The sequence below is a fragment of the Streptomyces sp. iso_384 genome (assembly GCF_056172905.1).
Genome location: NZ_JBWBTT010000001.1, coordinates 78,636 through 101,612, shown reverse-complemented (window position 1 = coordinate 101,612; position 22,977 = coordinate 78,636). Strand labels below are relative to the sequence as shown.

Genomic DNA, 22,977 nt, shown 5'->3' with positions numbered 1-22,977 from the left:
GCCGCGAGGCTACTCCGGCGGAGCGTGCGTTCAGGGGCGCGGCGGCAGCGAGTTGTGCGGCACGGAGGGTGTGCTGGGGCTCTTGCGGACGATGGTGATGAGCCGGTCCGTCAGCTGCAGCGGGCTGGCCTGCGGGTCGTCGTAACCGAGCAGCCGGTGCCCGCGCAGGACACTGACGACGAGGTCCTCCGTCTCCCGTACGTTCTTGCCCACCTCGGCCTTTATGACCGGCCTTTCCACCAGGTCGAGTCCGCTGCCCTGCTGGATCAGATCCTCCATCACCGTGCCCGCGCTGGGGCTGAGGACGGAGAGGCCGAGCAGCCGGCCGGCTGCGCTGGCGCTGGTGATGACGGCGTCGGCGCCGGACTGCCGCAGGAGAGGCGCGTTCTCCTCCTCACGCACCGCCGCCACGATCTTCGCCCCGCGGTTCAGCTGTCGCGCGGTCAGGGCCACCAGCACGGCGGTGTCGTCGCGCTGGGTGGCGATGATGATCTGACGGGCCTTCTGGAGCTCGGCGCGCAGCAGGACATCACTGCGGGTGGCGTCGCCGAGGACGCCGGTGAAGCCCTCGGCGTTGGCCGCCTCGATCACCTTGGTGGCCGGATCGACAACGACGATCTGGTCCTTCCGCAGCCCGGTGGAACAGAGTGTCAGGATTGCCGAGCGGCCCTTCGTACCGAAGCCGACGACGACAGTGTGGTCACGCAAGTTGGATCTCCAACGCTTCAGCCGGAAGTCCTCCCGGGTCCGTTCCGTGAGGACTTCGAGGGTGGTACCGACCAGGATGATCAGGAAGAGCACGCGCAGCGGTGTCACGAGCACCACATTGATCAGCCTGGCTCCGTCGCTGGCCGGCGTGATGTCGCCGTATCCGGTGGTGGAGAGAGTGACCGTCGCGTAGTAGATCGCGTCGAGCAGATCGACCTTGCCGTCGGCGGTGTCGTTGTAGCCGTCACGGTCGAGCCAGACGATCAGCACGGTCGCGGTCAGCACGAGCAGCGCCATCAGCAGGCGCTTGCCGACCTGACGGGCCGGGCCGTCGACAACCCGGCGGGGGAGCATCACCCGGGTCGGCACGACCACTTCGTCGGCTCGCCTGGCCATCGCATCATGGCCGGGAAGTTTCACGTGAAACACCCTTCCGTCCACGGCGTCGCCGGGGCCCATGGGAGATCCAGAATCTCCACCTCGGTGCCGGACCGTACCCCGCCCGGCGGCACGACGGCCAACCCGTCCGCCGCGGCGATGCCCCGCAGCATGGCGGGCCCGTTGTAGCGGAGTGGTGCGACATGGTCCCGGCCGCCCGCACGGCCCGCGCGGTGCACCACGGGGACGAGGCGGGTGTCGTGCGGGTGCCCGTGCACCTCGGCATGGACGAGGGCCCGGTACGCGTCCTGGGCGGGGCGGCCCGCGATGCCCGCGAGCAGCGGTTCCGCGAGCGTCAGCAGCCCGGATACGGCCGCGAGCGGATTGCCGGGCAGCCCGACCAGATACGGCCCCTCCGCCTGCCCCTCCGCCTGCCCGGCGGCCGGCAGGCGCGCCAGCAGCATGGGGTGGCCGGGGCGGACCGCGACCCCGTCCACCAGCAGTTCGGCCCCGAGGGCGTCGAGGACCGGGTGCACATGGTCGACCGGGCCGGAGGCGGTACCGCCGGTGGTGACGATCAGGTCGGCGTCGGAGGAGGCGAGGGCGTCGCGCAGGGCCCCGGCGTCGTCCCCGAGGCGGACGGGCCCGGAGACCTCGGCGCCCAGGGCCCGCAGCCAGGGGCCGAGCATGGGGCCCAGAGCGTCACGGATCAGCCCGTCGTGCGGCAGGCCGGCGGCGAGCAGTTCGTCGCCGAGGACGAGGATGTCGACGCGCGGACGGGGCACGGCGGGCAGCGCGTCGTACCCGGCGGCCGCGGCGAGGCCGAGCACGGCCGGGGTCACGACCGTCCCGGCCGGAACGAGCTGCTCGCCCGAACGGCACTCCTGGCCGCGGGGCCTGATGTCCTGTCCGGTGACCACGGACCGCCGCGCGTGCAACAGCCCCTTGGCCTCGTCGGGGTGCGCGTGCTCGCTGCGGATGACCGCCGTGGTGTCGGGCGGTACGCGGGCGCCGGTGGCGATCCGTACGGCGGTGCCGTCGGGCAGCGGGGTGTCCGGGCCCCGTCCGGCGAGAAGCCCCGCCCCGGCCTCGTACGCCCAGGGGCCCGGTCCGGCGACCGCCCAGCCGTCCATGGCCGAGGTGTCGAAGGACGGCAGGTCGGTGAGCGCACCGAGCGGCTCGGCCAGCACATGGCCCAGCGCCCGGTCGAGCGGCAGCCGGATCGTCGCGGGCGGCCCGGTCCGCCCGGCCCTGGTGGCGACCGCCCGCGCCCGGTCCCAGGACAGCGGCGGGGCCTTCGGCGTGACCGGCTCGGCGTTCGGCGTGGGAGCTTCGGAGGAGGACCGGTCGGGCCGGGGTCGCTGATCGCTTCCGGATGCCTGGGCGGCGGCACGAACGCCGTCAGAACGGCTGTCTGCACTTGGACCGTTGCCGGCCGGGGAGCCGCCGGCCCGGGCGCTGCCGGGCGGGACTCCTCTGTCCGGGCCGTTGCCGGTCGGGACGCTGTTGCCCGGGCGGTCGCTGTCCGGGCTCCCGCTCGGGCCGCTGCTCAAGTCACCGCCGGAAGCGCCGGGGGTGCCGGGGGTGCCGCGACCGCGGCTCGGGCGCAGGGTCGTCCCGCCGACCAGGGCGAGCGCCTGCTCCACGGCCCGCTCCTCCTCCTCGCGTGCGAGGTCGCTGCCGTCGCCGCCGGGCTCACGGTGCGGCCCGCCGGGGCCCGTCATGGTGTCCCGGTCCCTTCGCGGCCCGCGTCGGGCTTGGCCCCGCCCGCCGCATCGCCTCCCGCACTCGCCTCCGCCTCCCAGCGCAGAGCGAGGGCGGTGGCCTTGCGAGCGGCCTCCGCGACCGCTGCGGCGGCCTCGTCGGGCCCCGCGCCGGCGCTCGCCCTGGCCGCCGCGTACCCGACCAGGAAGGTCGTGAGCGGAGCAGCGGGCCGGGCGACTCCGTGCGCGGCGTCACGGGCGAGGTCGAGCAGGACACCGGTGTCGACGTCGAGGTCGATACCCAGTTCGTTCTTGACCGAGGTGATCCATTCGTCCAGCACGGCCCCATGCTCCCTGATCCGGGCTCTGGCGGCGGCGATGTCGTCCCAAGTGTCGCAGTCGAACGCGGCGTCGGGGCCCGCCTCGACCCGGGCGAGGTCCAGCTCCGCCGTCAGGAGCCGGAGCGGCAGCCCGGCGAGGCTTCCGTGCTCGGTGGCGATCAGGGCCAGCTCCCGGCGGAGCGGCTCGGCGCGGTAGGCGGCCACGAGCGGCTGGTCGCGCCCGTCGGGGTCGGTGCACAGGACCCCTTCCCGGCCGGGCTGTCCGACGGCGGCGAGCAGGGCGTCGACCGTCTCCGGGCGGAGGAACGGAAGGTCGGCGGAGAGCACGAGAACGCGCTCCGCCGTTGTCAGCCGCAGACCCGCGCCCAGCGCCGCCAACGGACCGCCGCCCTCGGGCACTTCCCGGGTCCAGACGACCGGCCGGACGGTGGCTCGACGACCGCCCACCACGACGGTCCGGGCCGCGCCGGCGCAGGCCGCGAGGACCCGGTCGAGCAGCGCCCGGCCGCCCACCCGGACTCCTGGCTTGTCGGCGCCGCCGAGCCGCTTCGCGGCCCCGCCGGCAAGGACGATCACGTCGTAGGCGGTCATACGTCGAGTATGGGCGGCGCCCCGGAGCGACGCCCCCGCCGGGGTGGGTGGAAGACCCCGACCTGGCGGGGGCGCGTGGGTGACGACGCCGGATGCACGGCTACAGGGTGCGCAGCAGCACCGCCGGCTGCTCCACGCAGTCCGCCACATACCGGAGGAAGCCGCCCGCCGTTCCGCCGTCGCACACCCGGTGGTCGAAGGTGAGGGACAGCTGGACGACCTGACGTACGGCCAGTTCGCCCTGGTGCACCCAGGGCTTGGGCATGATCCGGCCGACGCCGAGCATCGCCGCTTCCGGGTGGTTGATGATCGGCGTCGAACCGTCGACCCCGAACACCCCGTAGTTGTTCAGCGTGAACGTGCCCCCGGTCAGCTGGGCCGGGCTGAGCTTCCCGGTCCGCGCCAGCTCGGTCAGCCGGGCGATCTCGGCCCCGACCGACTCGGCGTTACGGGTGTGCGCGTCCCGGACGACCGGAACGACGAGGCCCCGCTCGGTCTGGGCCGCGAACCCGAGGTGCACGCCGGGCAGCCGGACGATCTCCCGGGCCGCCGTGTCCACGGTGGCGTTGAGCTCGGGGAACCGGGCCAGCGCCGCCGTGCAGATCCGCGCCAGGAGGGCCAGGACCGACACCTTGGGCCCGGCGGACGGGCCCGTGGCGGCGTTCATCGCGGCCCGGACCGCCATCAGTTCGGTGGCGTCGGCGTCGACCCAGCAGGTGGCGTCCGGGATCTCGGTCCGGCTGCGCGACAGCTTGTCGGCGACCGCTCCGCGCACCCCGCGCAGCGGGATCCGCTCGGCGTCGACGGCAGCGGGAACGCCGGTCGGGGCTGCGGCCGCCGCCGGCTGGGCCTGGGCCGGGGCATGTGCCGAACCTGCCGTCACCGTCCCGGTACCGGCCTCCGCCGTCCGGATCGCCCGGTCGACGTCGGCGCGCAGGATCAGCCCGTCCGGACCCGAACCCGCCAGCCGCCGCAGATCGATGTCGTGCTGCCGGGCCAGCCGGCGTACCAGCGGAGAGACCACCGGCAGGGGGCCCTCCCGGTCCACCGCCACCGCGTCCGGCTCGGTGGCAACCGTCGCGGTCACGATCGCGGTCACGGGGGCCGTGGCCGGGGCGGTCACGACGACGTCGGCCACCGCCCGGTCGAGCCGGTCCGGACGAATACGCCGACGGCGTGCCGCCGGTGCGCCGGTCCCGTACCCCACGAGCACGTTCCCCGAGCCGCCCGAGGACTCCGTGCCGGAGCCGGAGGGGGAGGGCGAAGAGCCGGAGGAGGAGGGCGAAGAGGGGGAGGAGACCGGCCCCTCCGCTGCTCCGACGGCGACCGTCAGCAACGGTGCGCCGACGGGAAGTTCCGTACCCTCCTCGCCGAACCGTGCGGTCACCACACCCCCGTAGGGGCAGGGCACCTCCACCATGGCCTTGGCCGTCTCGACCTCGACCACGGGCTGGTCGATGGCGACGACATCGCCGACCTCCACCAGCCAGCGGACGATCTCCGCCTCGGTCAGTCCCTCACCGAGGTCCGGCAGCTTGAATTCCAGCACCTGGGCCATCAGCTGTCCGCCTCCCACTGCAGCCGGGCCACCGCGTCGAGCACCCGGTCCACTCCCGGCAGATGGTGCCGCTCCAGCATGGGCGGCGGATAGGGGATGTCGAACCCGGCCACCCGCAGCACCGGGGCCTCCAGATGGTGGAAGCACCGCTCGGTGATCCGGGCCGCGATCTCACCGCCGGGCCCGCCGAAGCCGGGGGATTCGTGGACGACGACCGCGCGTCCGGTGCGCCGCACCGAAGCGGCCACCGTCTCGTCGTCGAACGGCACCAGTGAACGCAGGTCCACCACTTCGAGGTCCCAGCCCTCGGCGACCGCGGCTTCGGCAGCCTCCATACAGACCGGCAGCGAGGGCCCGTACGTGATCAGTGTGGCGCTGCGGCCGGAGCGGCGCACCACCGCCTTGCCGATCGGCTCGACCGCGGCGGGGGCCTCGGGCGACCAGTCGGCCTTGGACCAGTAGAGCCGCTTCGGCTCCAGGAACACCACCGGGTCGTCCGAGGCGATCGACTGCCGCAGCAGCCCGTACGCGTCCTCGACCGTGGCCGGGGTGACGACGTGCAGACCGGGGGTGGCCATGTAGTACGCCTCGGAGGAGTCGCTGTGGTGCTCGACCCCGCCGATGCCGCCGCCGTACGGCACCCGCACGGTGATGGGCAGCGGCATGGCCCCGCCGGTGCGGTTGCGCATCTTGGCGACATGGCTCATCAGCTGCTCGAACGCCGGGTAGGCGAACGCGTCGAACTGCATCTCCACCACGGGCCGCAGCCCGTACATCGCCATGCCGACGGCCGCGCCGAGGATGCCCGCCTCGGCCAGCGGGGTGTCGGTGCAGCGGTCGTCGCCGAACTCCTTCGCCAGCCCGTCGGTGATCCGGAAGACCCCGCCGAGCGTGCCCACGTCCTCACCGAGCACATGGACCGTGGGGTCCTCGGCCATCGAGTCGCGCAGCGCCCGCCCGAGGGCCTGCGCCATCGTGGCCGGTTTCGCCTTCGCCGTACGTCCGCCGGCCGTCGCTGCCGCGGTGGTCATCGTCCTGCCTCCGCGCTGTGCTCGTCGTGGTCCTGCTCGGCGTCCAGCTCGGCGCGCAGAGCCGCGGCCTGCTCCCGGAGCTGGCTGGTCTGCTCGGCGTAGACATGGGTGAAGAGGTCCATCGGGGTCAGCTCCGGATCGGCGTTCATCCGGTCGCGCAGGGCGGCGGCCATGCGCTCGGCGGCCTCCTTCGCCTGCTCGATGCCCGCGTCGTCCAAAAGCCCGCGCTCCGTCAGCTCGCGCTCCAGGAGCCGCACCGGGTCGTGCGCCTTCCAGGTCTCGACCTCGCTGTCGACCCGGTAGCGGGTGGCGTCGTCGGCGTTGGTGTGGGCTTCCATGCGGTAGGTGACCGCCTCGACCAGCGTCGGGCCCTCGCCGCGCCGGGCCCGGGCCACGGCCTCACTCAGCACTTGGTGCACCGCGGCGGCGTCGTTGCCGTCGACGAGGCGGCCCGGCATTCCGTATCCGACGGCCTTGTGGGCCAGGGAGGGGGCGGCGGTCTGCTTGGCCAGCGGAACGGAGATCGCGAAACCGTTGTTCTGGACGAAGAAGACGACCGGGGCCTTCCAGACGGCCGCGAAGTTCAGCGCCTCGTGGAAGTCACCCTCGCTGGTGCCGCCGTCGCCGACCATGGCGAGCGCCACCACATCGTCGCCCTTGAGCCGGGCGGCGTGCGCCAGCCCCACGGCGTGCGGGAGCTGGGTGGCGAGCGGGGTGCACAGCGGGGCGATGCGGTGCTCTCGCGGGTCGTAGCCGGTGTGCCGGTCGCCGCGCAGCAGGGTCAGCGCCTCGACCGGGTCCAGACCGCGCGCGACGGCGGCCAGCGTGTCGCGGTAGCTGGGGAAGAGCCAGTCGCGCTCCTCCAGGACCAGGGCGGCGGCGATCTCGCACGCCTCCTGGCCGGTGCTCGACGGGTAGACCGCCAGTCGGCCCTGCTTCGTCAGCGCGGTCGCCTGGGCGTTGTAGCGGCGCCCGCGGACCAGCTCGGCGTGGAGCCGCAGCAACAGCTCGGGATCGACGTCGGCGACCGCGTCCGTACCGAGCACCCGGTAGGGCTCCGGATCCGGGAGCAGCGGGGCGGGGTCGGTGATCGGCTTCCAGGCCGGGGGCGGCGTGGGCCGGTAGGCGGCCGCGCCGGGCAGCTCTTGGACCGTCATGAGGAGCACCTCCTGGCATCGAGGGAGATCGAGGGGTGTCGATCGGCGGTGTCGATGGGTGTCGATGGTGTCGATCGGGAGCGAGACATCGAGGACTGGGCGAGGCACGGGTGTGGTGTGCCTCACCTACCGATTGTTCGGTCGCGGGGGCATTTTGGCTACAGGCACCGCCAGCCTGTGGACAAACGGTTCTCCACAGCCTGGGATGGGTACAGGTCGTCCACGACAGGGAGGCGCGGGCCGATGGCAGCTGAACAAATGGCCGACGGCGGCGAGGAGCAGGGCCAGACCCGCCCGACCTCGCCCACCGCGACACCGCCCGGCGCGACACCGTCGGCCGCCGCCCCCGCGCCGGAGCCGGCCGCTGTTCCGCCCGCCCGGCCGCTGGACGCCATCGACCGCGACATCCTGCGGATCCTCCAGACGGACGGCCGCGCCTCGATACGGTCCGTGGCCGAACGGGTCCACGTCTCGCGTGCCAACGCCTACGCCCGGATCAACCGGCTCGTCGAGGACGGGGTGATCCGTGGCTTCGGCGCCCGGGTCGACCACGAGCGGGCGGGCCAGGGGGCATCCGCGTACATCACGCTCAAGATCGTGCAGAACTCCTGGCGCACCGTGCGCGAACAGCTCCAGGCGCTGCCCGGGGCCACGCACATCGCGCTGGTCAGCGGCGACTTCGACGTACTGCTGCTGGTGCACACGCCGGACAACCGGGCACTGCGCGAGCTGGTCCTCACCCGGATCCAGTCCATCCCCGAGGTGCTCTCCACGCGCACCCTGCTGGTGTTCGAGGAGACGGACCTCGGCCCGCGCCCGGACCGGCCGGCCGAACTCGCCTGACCTCGCCGACGGGCAGGGCGGCGGGCTCAGCGGCCGTTCGCCCGCATCCCCTCGAAGGCCAGCTGGACGACCGTGTCCGCGAGCTGTTCCTCCCCCGGGAAACCGCCCGGCTGCGGCCGGTACCACTCGACCAGCGAGTTCACCATGCCGAACAGCAGCCGGGTCGCCAGCCGTATGTCCACGTCCGCCCGGAGGTCGCCCTCGGCGACCGCCGCCTGGAGCAGCTCCGACACCCGCTGGTCGAACTCGCGGCGGCGCTCCAGCGCCCAGCGCTCCGTCTTCGTGTTGCCGCGCACCCGCAGCAGCAGGGTGACGTAGGGGACCTCGGCCATCAGCACGTCGACGGTCCGGCGCGTGACGTACTCGACCCGCTCGACCGCGCGCCCGCGCTGCGCCCCCGGCTCGTCGAGGATCGCGAAGAGTCCGTCGAGCGCCCGGCTCACGGCCCGGCGCAGCAGCTCCTCCTTGCCCGCCACATGGTGGTAGATGGAGGATTTCGAGATGCCCGCCGCCCGGGAGAGGTGCTCCATGGACGTGCCGTCGTAGCCGCGCTCGTTGAACACACGGACGGCGACGGTGAGCAGGGTCTCCGGTGTGTACGTGTCCCGCTTGGCCGTGGTCATGTCCGCGATCCTCCCCCATGAGGGATCAGCCCCGCACAGGCGGGGACCATCGAAGTTGTCCACAGGTTTTCCCGGGGCCCCTTGTCCCGACCGATCGTTCGGTTACTCTAACTCCGTCCGTACGTCCCCGCCCGGCTCGATGAGGAGTTGGTCCGCCATGGCCGCCGCGCTCACCCCCCAGCAGCTGTCCGAGACCCACCGGCCCACGCTCGACCAGGCCCTCGACGTGATCAGTACCCGCGCGTACTGGTCACCGCACCCCGAGCACCCGAAGGCGTACGGCGAGGGCGGCGCCCCGGGCAGCCTGGGAGCGGCCGAGGGCAAGGCCGCTTTCGACGCGCTGCTGAACACCCGGTTCGACCTGGGGCAGCCCGGCACCGACGGCTGGGCCGGCGGCGAGGTCTCGCCGTACGGGCCGGAGCTCGGCGTCGAGTATCCGCACGCCGACCTGGATGTCCTGCTGTCGGCGATGAAGGCCGGCACGGGCGCCTGGCGGGCGGCGGGACCGGAGATCCGGGCCCTGGTCTGTCTGGAGATCCTGTCGCGGATCAGCGCCCGCACCCACGAGCTGGCCCACGCGGTGATGCACACGAGCGGCCAGGCCTTCATGATGGCGTTCCAGGCGGGCGGCCCGCACGCCCAGGACCGCGGCCTGGAAGCCGTGGCGTACGCCTACCGTGAGCAGGTCCGCACCCCGGAGACCGCCGACTGGTCCAAGCCCCAGGGCAAGCGTGATCCGCTGAAGCTGCACAAGTCGTTCATCACGTCGGGTCGCGGCGTCGCGCTGGTCATCGGCTGCAACACCTTCCCCACGTGGAACGGCTATCCGGGCCTCTTCGCCTCGCTCGCCACGGGCAACCCGGTGCTGGTCAAGCCGCACCCCCGCGCCGTGCTGCCGCTGGCCCTCACGGTGTCCATCGCCCGCGAGGTGCTGAGCGAGGCGGGCTTCGACCCGAATCTGGTCGCGCTGGCCGCCGAGCGGCCCGGCGAGGGCATCGCCAAGACCCTCGCGGTCCGCCCCGAGATCCGGATCATCGACTACACCGGCTCCACCGCCTTCGGCGACTGGCTGGAGGAGAACGCCCGCCAGGCCCAGGTCTACACCGAGAAGGCCGGCGTCAACACGATCGTCGTCGACTCCACCGACGACTACCGGGGCATGCTCGCCAACCTGGCGTTCTCGCTCTCGCTGTACAGCGGCCAGATGTGCACCACCCCGCAGAACCTGCTGATCCCCCGGGACGGCATCGCCACCGACGACGGCGCCAAGTCCTACGACGACGTGGTCGCCGACCTCGCGGCCGCCGTCACCGGGCTGCTCGGCGACGATGCCCGCGCGGCCGCCCTGCTCGGCGCGCTGGTCAACCCGGACGTCAGGGGCCGGGTGGAGGCGGCGGGAGAGCTCGGCGAGGTGGCACTGGCCTCGCGGACGGTCGCGAACGCCGAATTCCCCGACGCGGTCGTCCGTACGCCGGTCGTCGTGAAGCTCGACGGCACCAAGCCCGACGACAGCGCGGCGTACCTCTCGGAGTGCTTCGGACCGGTCTCCTTCGCCGTCGCCGTCGAGTCGACGTCCGCCGCCCTGGACCTGCTCCGCCGCACGATCCGCGACAAGGGGGCGATGACGGTCGGCGCCTACACCACCTCCCCCGAGGTGGAGCGGGCGATCGAGGACGTCTGCCTGGACGAGTCGGCCCAGCTCTCGCTGAACCTGACCGGTGGGGTCTACGTCAACCAGACCGCCGCCTTCTCCGACTTCCACGGCTCCGGCGGCAACCCCGCCGCGAACGCGGCGCTGTGCGACGGGGCCTTCGTCGCCAACCGCTTCCGGGTGGTGGAGGTCCGCCGCCAGGCGTGACTAGCGGACCTCTCGCGGGTCCGGGACGTCGGCGTAGCGCTGCACCCACGCGTGCATCGCGATGGCCGCGGCGGCGCCGGCGTTGATGGACCGGGTCGAGCCGAACTGCGCGATCGAGCACACCATCGAGGCGTGCTTCCGCGCCTCCTCGGTCAGGCCCGGTCCCTCCTGCCCGAACAGCAGGACGCACCGGCGCGGCAGCTCGGTGCGCTCCAGCGGTACGGCGCCGGGGAGGTTGTCGATCCCGATGATCGGCAGCCCCTCGGCCGCCGCCCAGGCGGTCAGGTCCGCCGTGTCGGGGTGGTGGCGCACATGCTGGTAGCGGTCGGTGACCATGGCGCCGCGCCGGTTCCAGCGGCGGCGGCCCACGATGTGGATCTCCTTGGCCAGGAAGGCGTTGGCGGTCCGCACCACCGAGCCGATGTTGAAGTCGTGGCCCCAGTTCTCCACGGCCACGTGGAAGTCGTGCCGCCGCAGGTCGAGATCGGCGACGATCGCCTCCCGCGTCCAGTAGCGGTAGGCGTCGCCGACGTTGCGCCGGTCGCCCTGGGCCAGCAGCTCGGGGTCGTAGCGCTCGCCCTCGGGCCAGGGCAGCGGGTGCGGCCCGACGCCGATCGTCTGGCCGTAGCCGTCGTCGTACTGGAGAGGCTCCGTGGCGAGGGGCTCTGTCGGGAGAGGCTCCGTCGGGGGCCGCTCCGCCGGGGGCTGCTGGGTTCTGCCGGTCTCACTGCTCACCCGACGAGCGTATGGCCCCCGCCGCCGCCCTGGAGCCGGGGCTCCTCCGTACCGCCGGGACCGTCCTTCGCCGGACCGGCCGCCGACCGGCCTTCGGGTCCGTCGTCGGCACCGGACTTCCCGGGCTTCCCCGGCGTACGGGACCGCCCGGGCAGCCCGGCGAGCAGCAGGCGCCTGCCGGTCGTGACGCGGGCGCCCAGCCATACGAGGAAGGCCGTCGGCAGGAACACCGCGTCGGCCGCGATCATCGCCATGGAGAAGAACGGCAGCCCGAGCAGCAGGGCGATCCCCGCGTGCTCACAGATCATCGCGACCAGCAGGACGTTCTTGACCCGCCGGTTGAACAGCGTGAACGGAAAGGCGACCTGGACGATGACCGTGCCGTATGTCAGCACCATCACCATCAGCCCGCTGGCGCCCAGGATGTCCGACAGAGCGGGCCACGGGGTGAAGTAGTCGAGGTTCAGCGGGTAGTAGAGCGCGGTGCCGTCCTGCCAGCGCGAGCCCTGGATCTTGTACCAGCCGGCGGTCGCGTAGATCAGACAGACCTCGGCCATGATCACGGCGAGCGTGGCGTTGTGCGCGAGGTTGGCCAGTACGTCGAGCAGGGTGCGGGGCTCGCTCTGCGGCAGATAGCGGTTCACGGCCCACCAGGCGGCGGCGGAGAGCCAGATCACCCACAGCAGGGTCGGCAGCCACCAGGTGCCGCCGAGCCCGCCCGTCAGCGTGGCCGTCACGAGGACGGGACCGAGGAGCACCCAGAGCACCGGGCCCACGATGTCCCTCAGCGGCGGCAGGCCGGCCGCCGCGCGCTGCGCGTTGCGCGCCGCACGGCGGGCGTCCAGCGACCAGACCTGGGCGCAGCGCGTCAGCACCAGGTAGATCGCCATGAGGTGGACGACGTTGTCGCCGCCGTCGCCCATGAAGATGCTGCGGTTCTGCACCGAGAGCACGCCGACCATGAAGAGGACGGACATGGTCCGGGTCCGCCAGCCGAGCATCAGCGCCGCCGCGGACAGCAGGGTGAGGACGTACACCGCCTCGAACCAGACCGTGCTGTCGGTCCACATGAGGACGGAGAAGGCCTCGTTGCCGTTGGTCAGTTGACGGGCCAGGTCCCAGTGCCACGGGCTGTCCGGGCCGTACAGCTCGTGGCGGTGCGGCAGCTCGCGCAGCAGGAAGAAGAGATAGGTGGCGGCGAAGCCGATCCGCACGACGGCGCTCTGGTACGGGCCGAGGGCCGAGGCGGTGACGCGCTGAAGGGCGCGGGCCGGTCCGCTGCCGGGTGCGCCGGGGCGGGGGCCGCCGGAGCGGGGGGCCGTGGGCTGCTGAGCCGCGTCCTGCGGGGTCGCGGGCGGGGGGACGGTCACCGGTTCTCCTCCACGCCGTGCGCCGTGTCCCGCTGTTCCGCCGCACGCTGTTCCGCGCCGCGCTCGGGAAGGTCGTCCGGGGTCACGGTCCACCAGGGGAGTACGCGGTAGACAGGCCGGGTGCTGATCTTCTCGTTGCTCCACGGGGGCGGGGCGATGGAGCTGGTGGCGGAGCGGAGCTGAATGCGTTCGATCGTGCCGCCGTAGTCGCGCTCGCTCAGCCGCAGCATCGCGATGCGCCGCACGTAGCGCTCGGAGAGATCGCCGCGCAGGCCGTTGGGGCGGTTCTCGCTGTCGTGGGAGTTGACGTAGAAGTCCCAGCCCCGGCGGAGCTCGTTCTGGGCCACATGGCTGGGGAAGAGGCTGCCGCGTATCGCTTCGCCGTCCTCATGGGTGAGGTTCATCCACCTCGTGGTGTGGCGGCCGTCGGCCCCCACCACATCGGCCCGCACATGGACGGCGACGTTCTGCTGGAGCGGGTTGGGCGCGAAGAGCTTCCAGTTCTGCTCGAACTCCGGGTAGATCCAGCGGTCGATCGACTTCCCGTGCTGCTTGGTCAGCGTGTTGGACGGGGCGACGTGCAGGAACACCATGGCCACCTGGGTGCAGGCGAGCAGCCCGATCAGGGACAGCGCCAGGGCCGCGACCACCTGGTAGGGGAAGGAGAGTCCCGCTATGCCCCGGCCGGTGTCCGAGGGCTCCGCAACCGTTTCCGAGGGCGTCGGCGGTATGGCTTCGGGGGTGTTTCGCGCTTCCGCCGGCCGGTTCAACGCCTGCGGCCAGGCGTCCTTCCCCCCGACCGCAGAGCTCCTGTCGTGGTCCGAATCCATCCCGCCCCGCTCACCGTCGATCACCACTCAGTTATCCACAGGGTTGACACCCTACGGGCCTCCGACTCACCATTGAAGTCAAGGAACCGAACGATCGGTCGGTAGGGAGCCCGGGATGGCGGCAGTGACTGCGGACCAGACGACGCAGAAGACGCTCGGCACGGCAAATGCGGTGGAAGCGGCGGACGCGGACCGCCTCGCGGCCTTCGACGCGACGGTCGCGGCGGACGAGCGGATCGAGCCGCGCGACTGGATGCCCGACGCCTATCGCGCGACGCTGGTCCGCCAGATGGCCCAGCACGCCCACTCGGAGATCATCGGCATGCAGCCCGAGGCCAACTGGATCACTCGGGCGCCCTCGCTGCGCCGCAAGGCGATCCTCATGGCCAAGGTGCAGGACGAGGCGGGCCACGGCTTGTATCTCTACAGCGCCGCCGAGACCCTGGGCACCAGCCGCGAGGAGCTGCTCGACAAGCTGCACGCGGGCCGCCAGCGCTATTCGTCGATCTTCAACTACCCCACGCTGACCTGGGCCGACGTCGGCGCGATCGGCTGGCTGGTGGACGGGGCGGCGATCACCAACCAGGTGCCGCTCTGCCGCTGCTCCTACGGCCCGTACGCCCGCGCGATGGTCCGCATCTGCAAGGAGGAGTCCTTCCACCAGCGCCAGGGGTACGAGCTGCTGCTCGCCCTCAGCCGTGGCACCGAGGCCCAGCACGCCATGGCCCAGGACGCGGTGAACCGCTGGTGGTGGCCCTCCCTGATGATGTTCGGCCCGCCCGACGACGCCTCCTCGCACTCCGAGCAGTCCATGGCCTGGAAGATCAAGCGGCACTCCAACGACGAGCTGCGCCGGCGCTTCGTGGACATCTGCGTGCCCCAGGCCGAGGCGCTGGGCCTGGAGCTCCCGGACCCCGACATCCGGTGGAACGAGGAGCTGGGCCGACACGACTTCGGGGCGATCGACTGGGCCGAGTTCCAGGCGGTCCTCAAGGGCAACGGCCCCTGCAACGAAGAGCGGATCACCCAGCGGCGCAAGGCCCACGAGGAAGGCGCCTGGGTCCGGGACGCGGCAGTCGCGTACGCCGCCAAGCACGCCCCGGCCGGAGCACCCGCAGCCTCGCAGGCACAGGCACAGGCAGCAGCCCACGCATCGGCACAGAACAGCGCGTCCGCGCAGCATGTGGAGGAGACGGCATGAGCAGCTCGACCGACTGGCCCCTGTGGGAGGTGTTCGTGCGCTCGCGGCGCGGACTGTCCCACACCCATGCGGGCAGCCTGCACGCGCCGGACGCCGAGATGGCCCTGCGCAACGCCCGTGACCTCTACACCCGCCGCTCGGAGGGCGTCTCGATCTGGGTGGTCCCGTCCACCGAGATCACCGCCTCCTCCCCCGACGAGAAGGACTCCTTCTTCGAGCCGGCCGCCGACAAGCCCTACCGCCACCCGACGTTCTACGAGATCCCGGACGGGGTGAAGCACCTGTGAGCGCCGCACTCGCCCTCGGCGACGACGCGCTGGTGCTATCGCACCGGCTGGGGGAGTGGGCCGGTCACGCCCCCGTCCTGGAGGAGGAGGTGGCGCTCGCCAACATCGCCCTGGACCTGCTGGGACAGGCGCGGGTGCTGCTCTCCCTCGTCGGCGACGAGGACGAGCTCGCCTACCTCCGCGAGGAGCGCGCCTTCCGCAACCTCCAGCTGGTCGAACAGCCGAACGGGGACTTCGCCCACACCATCGCCCGGCAGCTCTACTTCTCGGTGTACCAGCACCTGCTGTACGGGCGTCTCGCGGCCGAGGACGGCGAATTCAGCGGCCTGGCGGCCAAGGCCGTCAAGGAGGTGGCCTACCACCGTGACCACGCCGAGCAGTGGGTCCTGCGGCTCGGCGACGGCACCGAGGAGAGCCACCGCCGGATGCAGAGCGGCCTGGACGCGCTGTGGCGGTTCACCGGCGAGATGTTCCAGCCGGTCGAAGGGCTCGACGCCCCGGACTCCGGTGTCGACTGGCAGGCCCTGCAGAGCGGTTGGCTCGACGCCGTCACCGAGGTCGTCGAGCGGGCCGGTCTGACCCTCCCCGCGGGCCCGCGGTCCGGGGGCTGGGCGGCGGGTGCGGGCCGGCAGGGCCTGCACACCGAGCCGTTCGGCCGCATGCTCGCCGAGATGCAGCATCTGCACCGCAGTCATCCGGGGGCGTCATGGTGACCGACACCCTGCTGGAGGCGGAGCTGCGCGGCCTCGCCGGTTCCGTGCCGGACCCCGAGCTCCCGGTGCTGACCCTGGCGGAGCTCGGCGTCCTGCGGGACGTGCGGGTGGACGGCCCCGGCCGGGTGACCGTGCACCTCACCCCGACCTACACCGGCTGCCCGGCGATCGAGGCGATGTCCGCCGACATCGAGCGGGTGCTGCACGACCACGGCGTGCCGGAGGTCTCCGTGGTCACGGTCCTGGCGCCGGCCTGGTCGACGGACGACATCAGCGCCGAAGGCCGTCGCAAGCTCGCCGAGTTCGGCATAGCCCCGCCGCGCGCCCACAGCGCGGACGGCGGCCCCGTGCCGCTGACGCTCTCGGTGCGCTGCCCGCACTGCGGCTCCACGGACACGGAACTGCTCAGCCGGTTCTCCTCCACGGCGTGCAAGGCCCTGCGCCGCTGCGTCGCCTGCCGCGAACCGTTCGACCACTTCAAGGAGTTGTAGATGTTCCATCCGCTCCGGGTCAGCGCGATCGAACGGATCACGGACGACGCGGTGGCCGTCACCTTCGCCGTGCCCGCCGAGCTGCGCGAGACCTTCCGCCACACCCCCGGCCAGCATCTGAACGTGCGCTTCACCGTGGACGGCAAGGAGATCCGCCGCTCCTACTCGATCTGCGCACCGGCCACCGAGCAGCCCGGCGAACCGGTGCTGCGCGTGGGCATCCGCAGGGTCGAGGGCGGGGCGTTCTCCACGTACGCCCTGAAGGAACTGGCTGTCGGGGACCAGGTGGAGGCCATGCCTCCGATGGGCCGATTCGTCCTGAAGCCGCGCCCGGGCCTGTTCGCCGCGGTGGTCGGCGGCAGCGGCATCACCCCGGTGCTGTCGATGGCGGCCACCCTGCTCGACCGTGAGCCGGCGGCCCGGTTCTGTCTGATCCGCAGCGACCGCACGGCGGCCTCGACGATGTTCCTCGACGAGGTGGCCGACCTCAAGGACCGCTATCCGGACCGCTTCCAGCTGGTCACCGCGCTCTCCCGGGAGGAGCAGTCGGCCGGGCTCCCCTCCGGGCGGCTCGACGCCGAACGGCTCACCGGCCTGCTGCCCGCCGTGCTCCCGGTGCCGGAGGTGGACGGCTGGTTCCTGTGCGGACCGCTCGGCCTCGTACGGGGCACGGAGAAGGCCCTGAAAGCGCTCGGCGTCGACCGTTCGCGGGTCCACCAGGAGATCTTCCACGTCGACGAAGGCCCCACCGATGTGACGGTGGCCAAGGTCGCCGCACCGTCCGACGCCATGCTGACGGCCACCCTCCACGGCCGTTCGGGCAGCTGGCCGGTGCAGGACTCCGAATCCCTGCTGGAGACGGTGCTGCGCAGCCGTGCGGACGCTCCGTACGCCTGCAAGGGAGGGGTGTGCGGGACCTGCCGGGCCTTCCTCGTATCGGGCGAGGTCCGGATGGAGCGCAACTTCGCGCTGGAGCCGGAGGAGACCGGGGCGGGCTTCGTGCTGGCCTGCCAGTCGCATCCGCTCACCCCGGAGGTGGAGCTCGACTTCGACCGCTGAGGCGGCTGACGCAGCCCTCGGGCCGTCGCACACTGTTCCCTTCCCGTAGAACCTGTTCTATCTTGACGACCCGTCAGGTCGTCGATGGTCAACGGGAGGCCGGGACAGTGGACTTCACCTTCACCGAGGAACAGCAGGCGGCCGTCGAGGCGGCCAGGGCCGTCTTCTCGGACGTCGCACCCGACCGCGCGCCCAGCCCCGCCCTGACCCCGGGGGCCGTGGCGGAGGACATCGACCGGCAGCTCTGGCACGAGCTGGCGCGCACGGACCTGCTCGGGCTCACGCTGTCGCCGGAGCACGGGGGCGCGGGCCTGGACCCGATCGCGCTCTGCCTGGTCCTGCGGGAGTCGGCCAAGGTGCTGGCCAGGGTCCCGTTGCTGGAGAGCTGTGCGGTGGCGACGGCCCTCCAGCGGTACGGCGATCGCGCCCTCGCGGCGGAGCTGCTGCCCCGGGCCGGGCGGGGCGAGCTGATCCTGACCGTCGGCGCCAACGGACGCAGCGGCCACGATCCGGCCGAACTCGCCGTCTCCGCGCGGCCGTACGGCGAGGAAGACGGAGCCACCGGCAGCAAGGGCGACGGGGAGGCCGACGGCTCCGGCTGGGTGCTCGACGGGGTGCAGTCCGCGGTTCCCTGGGCCCAGGTGGCCGACTGGATCGCCGTGCCCGCGCACACCGCCGGGGGCAGGACGGTCCTCGCCCTCGTGCCCCGTACCCGTGACGGCGTCACCCTGGCGGACCAGGTCTCCACCAGCGGTGAACGCCTGGCCGAGGTCCGGCTCGACGCCGTCCGCGTGGCGGCCCTCGAGCTGATCGACGCGGCGGACTGCTGGGAGTGGCTGCGGTCGCTGCTCACCGCGGGAACCTGCGCGCTCGCGCTCGGGCTGGGCGAGCGGGTGCTCGCGATGACCGCCGAATACACCGGCAGGCGCGAGCAGTTCGGGTTCCCGGTCGCCACGTTCCAGGCGGTGGCGGTCCAGGCCGCCGACCGGTACATCGATCTGCGGGCGATGGAGGCGACGCTCTGGCAGGCCGCCTGGCGGATCTCCACCGACGCCGGGGGCCCGCTGCCCGCCGCGGGCGATGTCGCCGTGGCGAAGATCTGGGCCTCCGACGGCGTCCGCCGCGTCGTGCAGACCGCCCAGCATCTGCACGGCGGCTTCGGCGCGGACACCGACTACCCGCTGCACCGCTTCCACGCCTGGGCGAAACAGATCGAGCTCTCCCTCGGGCCGGCCGCGGCCCATGAGGAGGCGCTGGGCGACCTGCTGGCCGCCCATCCGCTCGGGTGAACCCGCGGGGCCGCGCCGCCCTCAGAGGACGAAGGCGGGCGTCCCGTTGTCCGTGACCATCGGGCGCCCGGCGCCGTCCCAGGCCTGCATGCCGCCGTCGATGTTCACGGCGTCGATGCCCTGCTGGACCAGGTACTGGGTGACCTGGGCCGACCGGCCACCGACCCGGCACATCACATGCACGCGCCGGCCGTCCTCGGCGGCCTCGGTCAGCTCACCGAACCGGCCCACGAAGTCGCTCATCGGGATGTGCAGCGCACCCTCGACGTGACCGGCCGCCCACTCGTCGTTCTCACGGACGTCCAGGACGAAGCCGTCCGACGGCACCGCCGCGGCGTCCACCGAGGGCAGCGGGGCGAAATTCATGGGTCATGCCTTCTCTCGTGCGATCTTGAGCTTGCCGTCCTGGGGGCGCGGGCCGGGACCTCGTACCGAGGGCCTCGTGTCCACGCGGCGGATTCATCCGGAACGCTACTGCACCAGCTCCGCAAGCTCGGCCTCACGCCGGGACACCTCGCCGAGCAGCTGCTCCGCGATGTCCTCCAGCAGCTGGTCCGGGTCGTCCGGCGCCATCCGCAGCATCGAGCCGATCGCGCCCTCCTCCAGCTCCTTGGCGAGCACCGTCAGCAGCTCCTTGCGCCGGCTGAGCCACTCCAGCCGGGCATAGAGCTCCTCGCTCTCGCTCAGCGGCGTCAGAGGCTGCACCGGGCCGGCCTCCCACTCCGCCACGAGCTCCTTGAGCAGCTCGATGTCGCCCCGCCCGTAGGCGGCGTTCACCCGGGCGATGAACTCGTCGCGGCGCTGCCGCTCCGGCTCGTCCTGGGCGAGGTCCGGGTGCGCCTTGCGGGCCAGCTCCCGGTAGAGCCTGCGGGCCTCCTCGCTCGGCCTGACCCGCTTCGGCGGCCGGACCGGCTGTTCGGTGAGCATGGCCGCGGCCTCGGGGGACAGCCCGTCGGTGTCCATCCAGTCGTGGAACAGCTCGTCGACCCCGGGCATCGGCATGACGACGGCCCGCGCCTCACGCGCTTTGCGCTCGTCCTCCGGATCCCCGGTCCTGGCCGCCCGCGCCTCGGCGATCAGCGCGTCCAGCTCGTCGAGGCGGGTGTACATCGGGCCGAGCTTCTGGTGGTGCAGCCGGGAGAAGTTCTCGACCTCCACCCGGAAGGTCTCCACCGCGATCTCGAACTCGATCAGCGCCTGCTCGGCGGCCTGCACCGCCCTGGCCAGCCGCGCCTCGGGCCGCGGCGCGGCGTCCTCGGCGCCGGCCTGCTCCCCGGCAGCGGCGTCCGCGGCCCCGGGGCCACCCGGCGCCCCCGGGGCGTCCTGCGCCTCCGGGGCGGACCCGGGCTCGTCCGTCCGGCCGCTGTCCCGCCGGTCGTTGTCCTGCCGGTCTTCATCGTTCCGGGTGGTCGGCACCCCGGCGGCTTCGTCGCTCACCCGTCCAGCGTATGGCCACGGCCGGGCGGCCCGGCACACACGGTGGGCCCCGGCCCCGGGACCCACCGCCTCACGGTCCCGTCACACACCGAACTCGGCGGCCAGCCTGCCCGCCTTGACCGCCCGCACCAGTTCGGCGTGATCCGCCTCCGTACGGTCGGCGTACGTCACCGCGAACGCGGCCACCGCATCGTCGAGTTCGTCGTTCTTGCCGCAGTAGCCCGCCAGCAGCCGGGGATCGGCGCTGTGCGCGTGCGCCCGGGCGAGCAGCGCACCGGTCATCCGCCCGTAGTCGTCCACCTGGTCGGCGGCGAGGGCGGCGGGGTCCACGCTGCCCTTGCGGTTACGGAACTGCCGGACCTGGAACTGCCTGCCGTCGACGTCCGCCCAGCCGAGCAGGATGTCGCTGACGACCTGCATCCGCTTCTGTCCGAGCACCACCCGGCGGCCCTCGTGCGCCACCTCCGGCACATCGAAACCGACCGCGGGCAGATAGGGCGCGAGCACCGAGGCGCGCGCCTCCTTCACCTGGAGGACCAGCGGCTCCCCCCGGTGGTCGAGCAGCAGCACCACGTACGACCGGGTGCCCACGCTGCCGGTGCCGACCACCCGGAACGCCACGTCGTGGATCGTGTACCGGGCCAGCAGCGGCACCCGGTCCTCGGAGACGGTGGAGAGATATCCGGCGAGCCCGGCGGCCACCGCCGCGGCCTCGGCGTCCGGCACCCGGCGCAGCACGGGCCGGGCGTCGACGAAGCGCCGGCCGCCGTCCGGGCACTCCTCGGTGGAACGGGCGGCGAAGCGGGCGCTGGTGTTGTTACGGGCCTTCTCCGAGACCCGTTCCAGGGTGCCGACCAGGTCACGCGCGTCCGTGTGCGAGACGAGTTCCTCGTCCGCGATGGCGTTCCAGGCGTCCAGGGCGGGCAGCCGGGCCAGCAGCCGCATCGTGCGCCGGTAGGCGCCGACGGCGTCGTACGCGCCCCGGCGGCAGGTGTCCTCGTCGGCGCCGGCGGCCCGGCCGGCCAGCACCAGGGAGGTGGCGAGCCGCTTGAGGTCCCATTCCCAGGGCCCGAAGACGGTCTCGTCGAAGTCGTTGAGATCGATGACCAGGCCGCCCCGGGCATCGCCGTAGAGGCCGAAGTTGGCCGCGTGCGCGTCGCCGCAGAGCTGGGCGCCGACACCGGTGACCGGGCTGCCCATCAGGTCGTGGGCCATCAGTCCGGCCGCACCCCGCAGGAAGGCGAACGGCGTCGCCGCCATCCGGCCCACCCGTATCGGCGTCAGCCCGGGCACCCGGCCCCGGTTCGACTCCTCGACCGCCCGCACCGCGTCCGGCCGGCCCTGCGGCAGGACCAGCGAGGCGTGCGAGGACCTCGGCACCCGGTCGCGGAGCGCCTTGCCCGCCGCCTTCGGTGAACTCGTGGCCCCGCGCCGGGCGAACCCGGGCACGACCGGAATGCGCGGGCCCGGCTCCTCGGCACGCTGTTCAGGCATCGTCGTCCCGGTTACGCCCATGGAGCGTCGCCTCCCCCACCCTCGTACACACGCGTCGGCTGCCCGGCTGTCCGCACGGCCAGCGGCCCTGCCCAGCAGCGGCCGAGCACGACGGTACCGCCGATTCGGCAGCCGGTATCAGCAGCCGGTACCGGGGTCCGGCGCCAGGTAGGTGTCCGCCCACTGCCCGAGCTCCTTGAGCGCGGGCTCCATCGCGGCGCCGGCCTCGGTGAGCCGGTACGCGACGCGCAGCGGCGGCCCCTCGTCGACCTCGCGGATCACCAGCCCGGCCGCGCCGAGTTCGGTCAGCCGGTCCGAGAGCATGCGCTCGCTGATTCCGGGAATCGCCCGGCGCAGCTCGGCGAAGTGGACCGGTCGCTGCAGCAGCACCGAGACGATCGGACCGGTCCAGCGCTTGCCGAACAACTCGAAGACGCGACTGATCCCCCCATCGACCCGCCGACAGGCCTGTTCGTTGTGATCCGCCATGCCCCCAGAGTACTGCGCCACCGTGGGCGGCTTACTAAAAATAAGTAACTATGTTATTAGTAGTTATGTACGGAATGGATCCGCTCGGACGCCCGCGAGGTCCCGTGGACCCGCCCGCGCCCCCTTCCCCTCTCTGTGGAGATCACCATGGCCACGCTTCTGCACCTCGACTCCGCCGTCTTCCCCCAGAGCTCCGCCTCCCGCGACATCACGGCGGCGTTCGTCGACGCCTGGCGCGAGCAGCACCCGGACGGCACCGTCGTCCATCGCGATCTCGCCGCCGATCCGCTGCCCCACCTGGACGCCGGCGCCACGGCCGCGGGCGCCGACGACCCGCTGCGCCGGGAGCTCGCCGACGAGCTGGCCTCGGCGGACGCCGTCCTGATCGGCGCGCCGATGTACAACTTCACGATTCCGTCCACCCTCAAGGCCTGGCTCGACCAGGTGATCATCGTCGGGCACAACGCGGGACCGGACTCCCCCGTCGCCGGGACCCCGGTGACCGTCGTCGCCAGCCGGGGCGGTTCGTATGCTCCGGGCACCCCGCGCGAGAGCTTTGAATTTGTCCAGAATTACCTGGAGAAGGTGTTCGCGGGCATGTTCTCCACCGAGGTGGACTTCATCGTTCCGGAGCTGACCCTCGCCCACTCGCAGCCGTCGATGGCCGAACTGGTCCCGCTCGCCGAGGCCTCCCGCGCCAAGGCGCTCGACGACGCCCGGGAGAAGGCGAAGGCCCTCGCCACCCGTCTCGCCGCCTGAGCGGAACAGCAGAACAGCGGAACACGGACCCC

Annotated in this window: 23 protein-coding genes; 9 read left to right on the top strand and 14 right to left on the bottom strand. The window is 72.6% G+C overall.

Annotated features, from left to right (window positions below; genetic code table 11):
- Window positions 1–30 precede the first annotated feature (30 nt).
- From AC0VY3_RS00445 to pdhA, 6 genes are all read right to left on the bottom strand, one after another.
- The gene (locus AC0VY3_RS00445) at window positions 31–1,167 is read right to left on the bottom strand and encodes a potassium channel family protein (protein ID WP_103511965.1); all 1,137 of its coding nucleotides are present in this window, start codon (window positions 1,165–1,167) and stop codon (window positions 31–33) included.
- Window positions 1,125–2,810: a molybdopterin molybdotransferase MoeA gene (locus tag AC0VY3_RS00440; RefSeq protein ID WP_475548644.1), complete on the bottom strand. Its 1,686-nt coding sequence runs from the start codon at window positions 2,808–2,810 to the stop codon at window positions 1,125–1,127. Before AC0VY3_RS00440 ends, AC0VY3_RS00445 begins: the two co-directional genes overlap by 43 nt.
- A complete protein-coding gene (locus AC0VY3_RS00435) occupies window positions 2,807–3,721 on the bottom strand; it encodes an NTP transferase domain-containing protein (protein ID WP_475548643.1) in 915 nt (304 codons plus the stop codon). Before AC0VY3_RS00435 ends, AC0VY3_RS00440 begins: the two co-directional genes overlap by 4 nt.
- A 100-nt stretch (window positions 3,722–3,821) precedes the next feature.
- Window positions 3,822–5,279 carry a dihydrolipoamide acetyltransferase family protein gene (locus AC0VY3_RS00430; protein ID WP_475548642.1) on the bottom strand — a complete coding sequence of 486 codons (1,458 nt, stop codon included), beginning with the start codon at window positions 5,277–5,279 and terminating at the stop codon, window positions 3,822–3,824.
- Window positions 5,279–6,310 carry an alpha-ketoacid dehydrogenase subunit beta gene (locus AC0VY3_RS00425; protein WP_098025346.1) on the bottom strand — a complete coding sequence of 344 codons (1,032 nt, stop codon included), beginning with the start codon at window positions 6,308–6,310 and terminating at the stop codon, window positions 5,279–5,281. Before AC0VY3_RS00425 ends, AC0VY3_RS00430 begins: the two co-directional genes overlap by 1 nt.
- Window positions 6,307–7,467, bottom strand: a complete 1,161-nt coding sequence (gene pdhA / locus AC0VY3_RS00420) for a pyruvate dehydrogenase (acetyl-transferring) E1 component subunit alpha (protein WP_103511967.1) — start codon at window positions 7,465–7,467, stop codon at window positions 6,307–6,309. The genes AC0VY3_RS00425 and pdhA overlap by 4 nt, the downstream gene beginning before the upstream one ends.
- 258 nt (window positions 7,468–7,725) lie before the next feature.
- Here pdhA and AC0VY3_RS00415 point away from each other — a divergent pair, with 258 nt between their 5' ends.
- The gene (locus AC0VY3_RS00415) at window positions 7,726–8,310 is read left to right on the top strand and encodes an Lrp/AsnC family transcriptional regulator (RefSeq protein WP_103511968.1); all 585 of its coding nucleotides are present in this window, start codon (window positions 7,726–7,728) and stop codon (window positions 8,308–8,310) included.
- Window positions 8,311–8,336: 26 nt separating this feature from the next.
- On the opposite strand, the gene AC0VY3_RS00410 is transcribed toward AC0VY3_RS00415, so the two are convergent.
- Window positions 8,337–8,933, bottom strand: a complete 597-nt coding sequence (locus tag AC0VY3_RS00410; RefSeq protein ID WP_103511969.1) for a TetR/AcrR family transcriptional regulator — start codon at window positions 8,931–8,933, stop codon at window positions 8,337–8,339.
- Window positions 8,934–9,090: 157 nt separating this feature from the next.
- Here AC0VY3_RS00410 and paaN point away from each other — a divergent pair, with 157 nt between their 5' ends.
- Complete coding sequence (gene paaN, locus AC0VY3_RS00405; RefSeq protein ID WP_475548641.1) at window positions 9,091–10,791, top strand: phenylacetic acid degradation protein PaaN; 1,701 nt, start codon at window positions 9,091–9,093, stop codon at window positions 10,789–10,791.
- Here paaN and AC0VY3_RS00400 read toward each other — a convergent pair whose 3' ends face one another.
- From AC0VY3_RS00400 to AC0VY3_RS00390, 3 genes are read right to left on the bottom strand one after another with little or no spacing between them, the layout of a single operon-like run.
- Entirely contained in the window at window positions 10,792–11,526 is a 735-nt protein-coding gene (locus AC0VY3_RS00400) for a TrmH family RNA methyltransferase (RefSeq protein ID WP_103511971.1), read from the bottom strand. It lies immediately after the preceding gene.
- Complete coding sequence (locus AC0VY3_RS00395) at window positions 11,523–12,896, bottom strand: HTTM domain-containing protein (RefSeq protein WP_475548640.1); 1,374 nt, start codon at window positions 12,894–12,896, stop codon at window positions 11,523–11,525. The genes AC0VY3_RS00400 and AC0VY3_RS00395 overlap by 4 nt, the downstream gene beginning before the upstream one ends.
- On the bottom strand, window positions 12,893–13,753 hold the full coding sequence (locus tag AC0VY3_RS00390; protein WP_475548639.1) for a DUF5819 family protein: 861 nt from the start codon (window positions 13,751–13,753) through the stop codon (window positions 12,893–12,895). Before AC0VY3_RS00390 ends, AC0VY3_RS00395 begins: the two co-directional genes overlap by 4 nt.
- An 88-nt stretch (window positions 13,754–13,841) precedes the next feature.
- Here AC0VY3_RS00390 and paaA point away from each other — a divergent pair, with 88 nt between their 5' ends.
- The 6 genes from paaA (at window position 13,842) to AC0VY3_RS00360 (ending at window position 18,766) form a co-directional block, all read left to right on the top strand.
- Window positions 13,842–14,927 (top strand): 1,2-phenylacetyl-CoA epoxidase subunit PaaA, encoded by a 1,086-nt coding sequence (paaA, locus tag AC0VY3_RS00385; protein WP_475548638.1) that lies wholly within the window; start codon window positions 13,842–13,844, stop codon window positions 14,925–14,927.
- Window positions 14,924–15,214: a 1,2-phenylacetyl-CoA epoxidase subunit PaaB gene (gene paaB / locus AC0VY3_RS00380; protein WP_018489793.1), complete on the top strand. Its 291-nt coding sequence runs from the start codon at window positions 14,924–14,926 to the stop codon at window positions 15,212–15,214. The genes paaA and paaB overlap by 4 nt, the downstream gene beginning before the upstream one ends.
- Window positions 15,211–15,927, top strand: coding sequence for a 1,2-phenylacetyl-CoA epoxidase subunit PaaC (gene paaC, locus AC0VY3_RS00375; protein WP_475548637.1), 717 nt, complete (start codon window positions 15,211–15,213; stop codon window positions 15,925–15,927). The genes paaB and paaC overlap by 4 nt, the downstream gene beginning before the upstream one ends.
- On the top strand, window positions 15,921–16,418 hold the full coding sequence (gene paaD / locus AC0VY3_RS00370; protein WP_030077129.1) for a 1,2-phenylacetyl-CoA epoxidase subunit PaaD: 498 nt from the start codon (window positions 15,921–15,923) through the stop codon (window positions 16,416–16,418). The genes paaC and paaD overlap by 7 nt, the downstream gene beginning before the upstream one ends.
- The gene (locus AC0VY3_RS00365) at window positions 16,419–17,477 is read left to right on the top strand and encodes a 2Fe-2S iron-sulfur cluster-binding protein (RefSeq protein ID WP_103511976.1); all 1,059 of its coding nucleotides are present in this window, start codon (window positions 16,419–16,421) and stop codon (window positions 17,475–17,477) included.
- A gap of 107 nt (window positions 17,478–17,584) precedes the next feature.
- Complete coding sequence (locus AC0VY3_RS00360; protein WP_475551617.1) at window positions 17,585–18,766, top strand: acyl-CoA dehydrogenase family protein; 1,182 nt, start codon at window positions 17,585–17,587, stop codon at window positions 18,764–18,766.
- Window positions 18,767–18,787: 21 nt separating this feature from the next.
- Here AC0VY3_RS00360 and AC0VY3_RS00355 read toward each other — a convergent pair whose 3' ends face one another.
- The 4 genes from AC0VY3_RS00355 to AC0VY3_RS00340 all read right to left on the bottom strand — a co-directional run bounded on the left by AC0VY3_RS00355 (window position 18,788) and on the right by AC0VY3_RS00340 (window position 22,186).
- On the bottom strand, window positions 18,788–19,132 hold the full coding sequence (locus tag AC0VY3_RS00355; RefSeq protein WP_010071374.1) for a rhodanese-like domain-containing protein: 345 nt from the start codon (window positions 19,130–19,132) through the stop codon (window positions 18,788–18,790).
- 105 nt (window positions 19,133–19,237) lie between these two features.
- Window positions 19,238–20,203 carry a J domain-containing protein gene (locus AC0VY3_RS00350; protein WP_475548636.1) on the bottom strand — a complete coding sequence of 322 codons (966 nt, stop codon included), beginning with the start codon at window positions 20,201–20,203 and terminating at the stop codon, window positions 19,238–19,240.
- A gap of 81 nt (window positions 20,204–20,284) precedes the next feature.
- Window positions 20,285–21,697: a DUF2252 domain-containing protein gene (locus tag AC0VY3_RS00345; RefSeq protein ID WP_475548635.1), complete on the bottom strand. Its 1,413-nt coding sequence runs from the start codon at window positions 21,695–21,697 to the stop codon at window positions 20,285–20,287.
- A 138-nt stretch (window positions 21,698–21,835) separates the two neighbouring features.
- A complete protein-coding gene (locus AC0VY3_RS00340) occupies window positions 21,836–22,186 on the bottom strand; it encodes a winged helix-turn-helix transcriptional regulator (RefSeq protein WP_103509494.1) in 351 nt (116 codons plus the stop codon).
- 147 nt (window positions 22,187–22,333) lie between these two features.
- Here AC0VY3_RS00340 and AC0VY3_RS00335 point away from each other — a divergent pair, with 147 nt between their 5' ends.
- The gene (locus tag AC0VY3_RS00335) at window positions 22,334–22,945 is read left to right on the top strand and encodes an FMN-dependent NADH-azoreductase (protein WP_103509499.1); all 612 of its coding nucleotides are present in this window, start codon (window positions 22,334–22,336) and stop codon (window positions 22,943–22,945) included.
- Window positions 22,946–22,977: the final 32 nt, after the last annotated feature.

Excerpts from the sequence above, each read along its gene's own strand:
- AC0VY3_RS00445 (WP_103511965.1), bottom strand. The coding sequence starts at position 1,167 with ATGGGCCCCGGCGACGCCGTGGACGGAAGGGTGTTTCACGTGAAACTT.
- AC0VY3_RS00440 (WP_475548644.1), bottom strand. The coding sequence starts at position 2,810 with ATGACGGGCCCCGGCGGGCCGCACCGTGAGCCCGGCGGCGACGGCAGC.
- AC0VY3_RS00435 (WP_475548643.1), bottom strand. The coding sequence starts at position 3,721 with ATGACCGCCTACGACGTGATCGTCCTTGCCGGCGGGGCCGCGAAGCGG.
- AC0VY3_RS00430 (WP_475548642.1), bottom strand. The coding sequence starts at position 5,279 with ATGGCCCAGGTGCTGGAATTCAAGCTGCCGGACCTCGGTGAGGGACTG.
- AC0VY3_RS00425 (WP_098025346.1), bottom strand. The coding sequence starts at position 6,310 with ATGACCACCGCGGCAGCGACGGCCGGCGGACGTACGGCGAAGGCGAAA.
- pdhA (WP_103511967.1), bottom strand. The coding sequence starts at position 7,467 with ATGACGGTCCAAGAGCTGCCCGGCGCGGCCGCCTACCGGCCCACGCCG.
- AC0VY3_RS00415 (WP_103511968.1), top strand. The coding sequence starts at position 7,726 with ATGGCCGACGGCGGCGAGGAGCAGGGCCAGACCCGCCCGACCTCGCCC.
- AC0VY3_RS00410 (WP_103511969.1), bottom strand. The coding sequence starts at position 8,933 with ATGACCACGGCCAAGCGGGACACGTACACACCGGAGACCCTGCTCACC.
- paaN (WP_475548641.1), top strand. The coding sequence starts at position 9,091 with ATGGCCGCCGCGCTCACCCCCCAGCAGCTGTCCGAGACCCACCGGCCC.
- paaA (WP_475548638.1), top strand. The coding sequence starts at position 13,842 with ATGGCGGCAGTGACTGCGGACCAGACGACGCAGAAGACGCTCGGCACG.
- paaB (WP_018489793.1), top strand. The coding sequence starts at position 14,924 with ATGAGCAGCTCGACCGACTGGCCCCTGTGGGAGGTGTTCGTGCGCTCG.
- paaD (WP_030077129.1), top strand. The coding sequence starts at position 15,921 with ATGGTGACCGACACCCTGCTGGAGGCGGAGCTGCGCGGCCTCGCCGGT.
- AC0VY3_RS00365 (WP_103511976.1), top strand. The coding sequence starts at position 16,419 with ATGTTCCATCCGCTCCGGGTCAGCGCGATCGAACGGATCACGGACGAC.
- AC0VY3_RS00355 (WP_010071374.1), bottom strand. The coding sequence starts at position 19,132 with ATGAATTTCGCCCCGCTGCCCTCGGTGGACGCCGCGGCGGTGCCGTCG.
- AC0VY3_RS00345 (WP_475548635.1), bottom strand. The coding sequence starts at position 21,697 with ATGCCTGAACAGCGTGCCGAGGAGCCGGGCCCGCGCATTCCGGTCGTG.
- AC0VY3_RS00340 (WP_103509494.1), bottom strand. The coding sequence starts at position 22,186 with ATGGCGGATCACAACGAACAGGCCTGTCGGCGGGTCGATGGGGGGATC.
- AC0VY3_RS00335 (WP_103509499.1), top strand. The coding sequence starts at position 22,334 with ATGGCCACGCTTCTGCACCTCGACTCCGCCGTCTTCCCCCAGAGCTCC.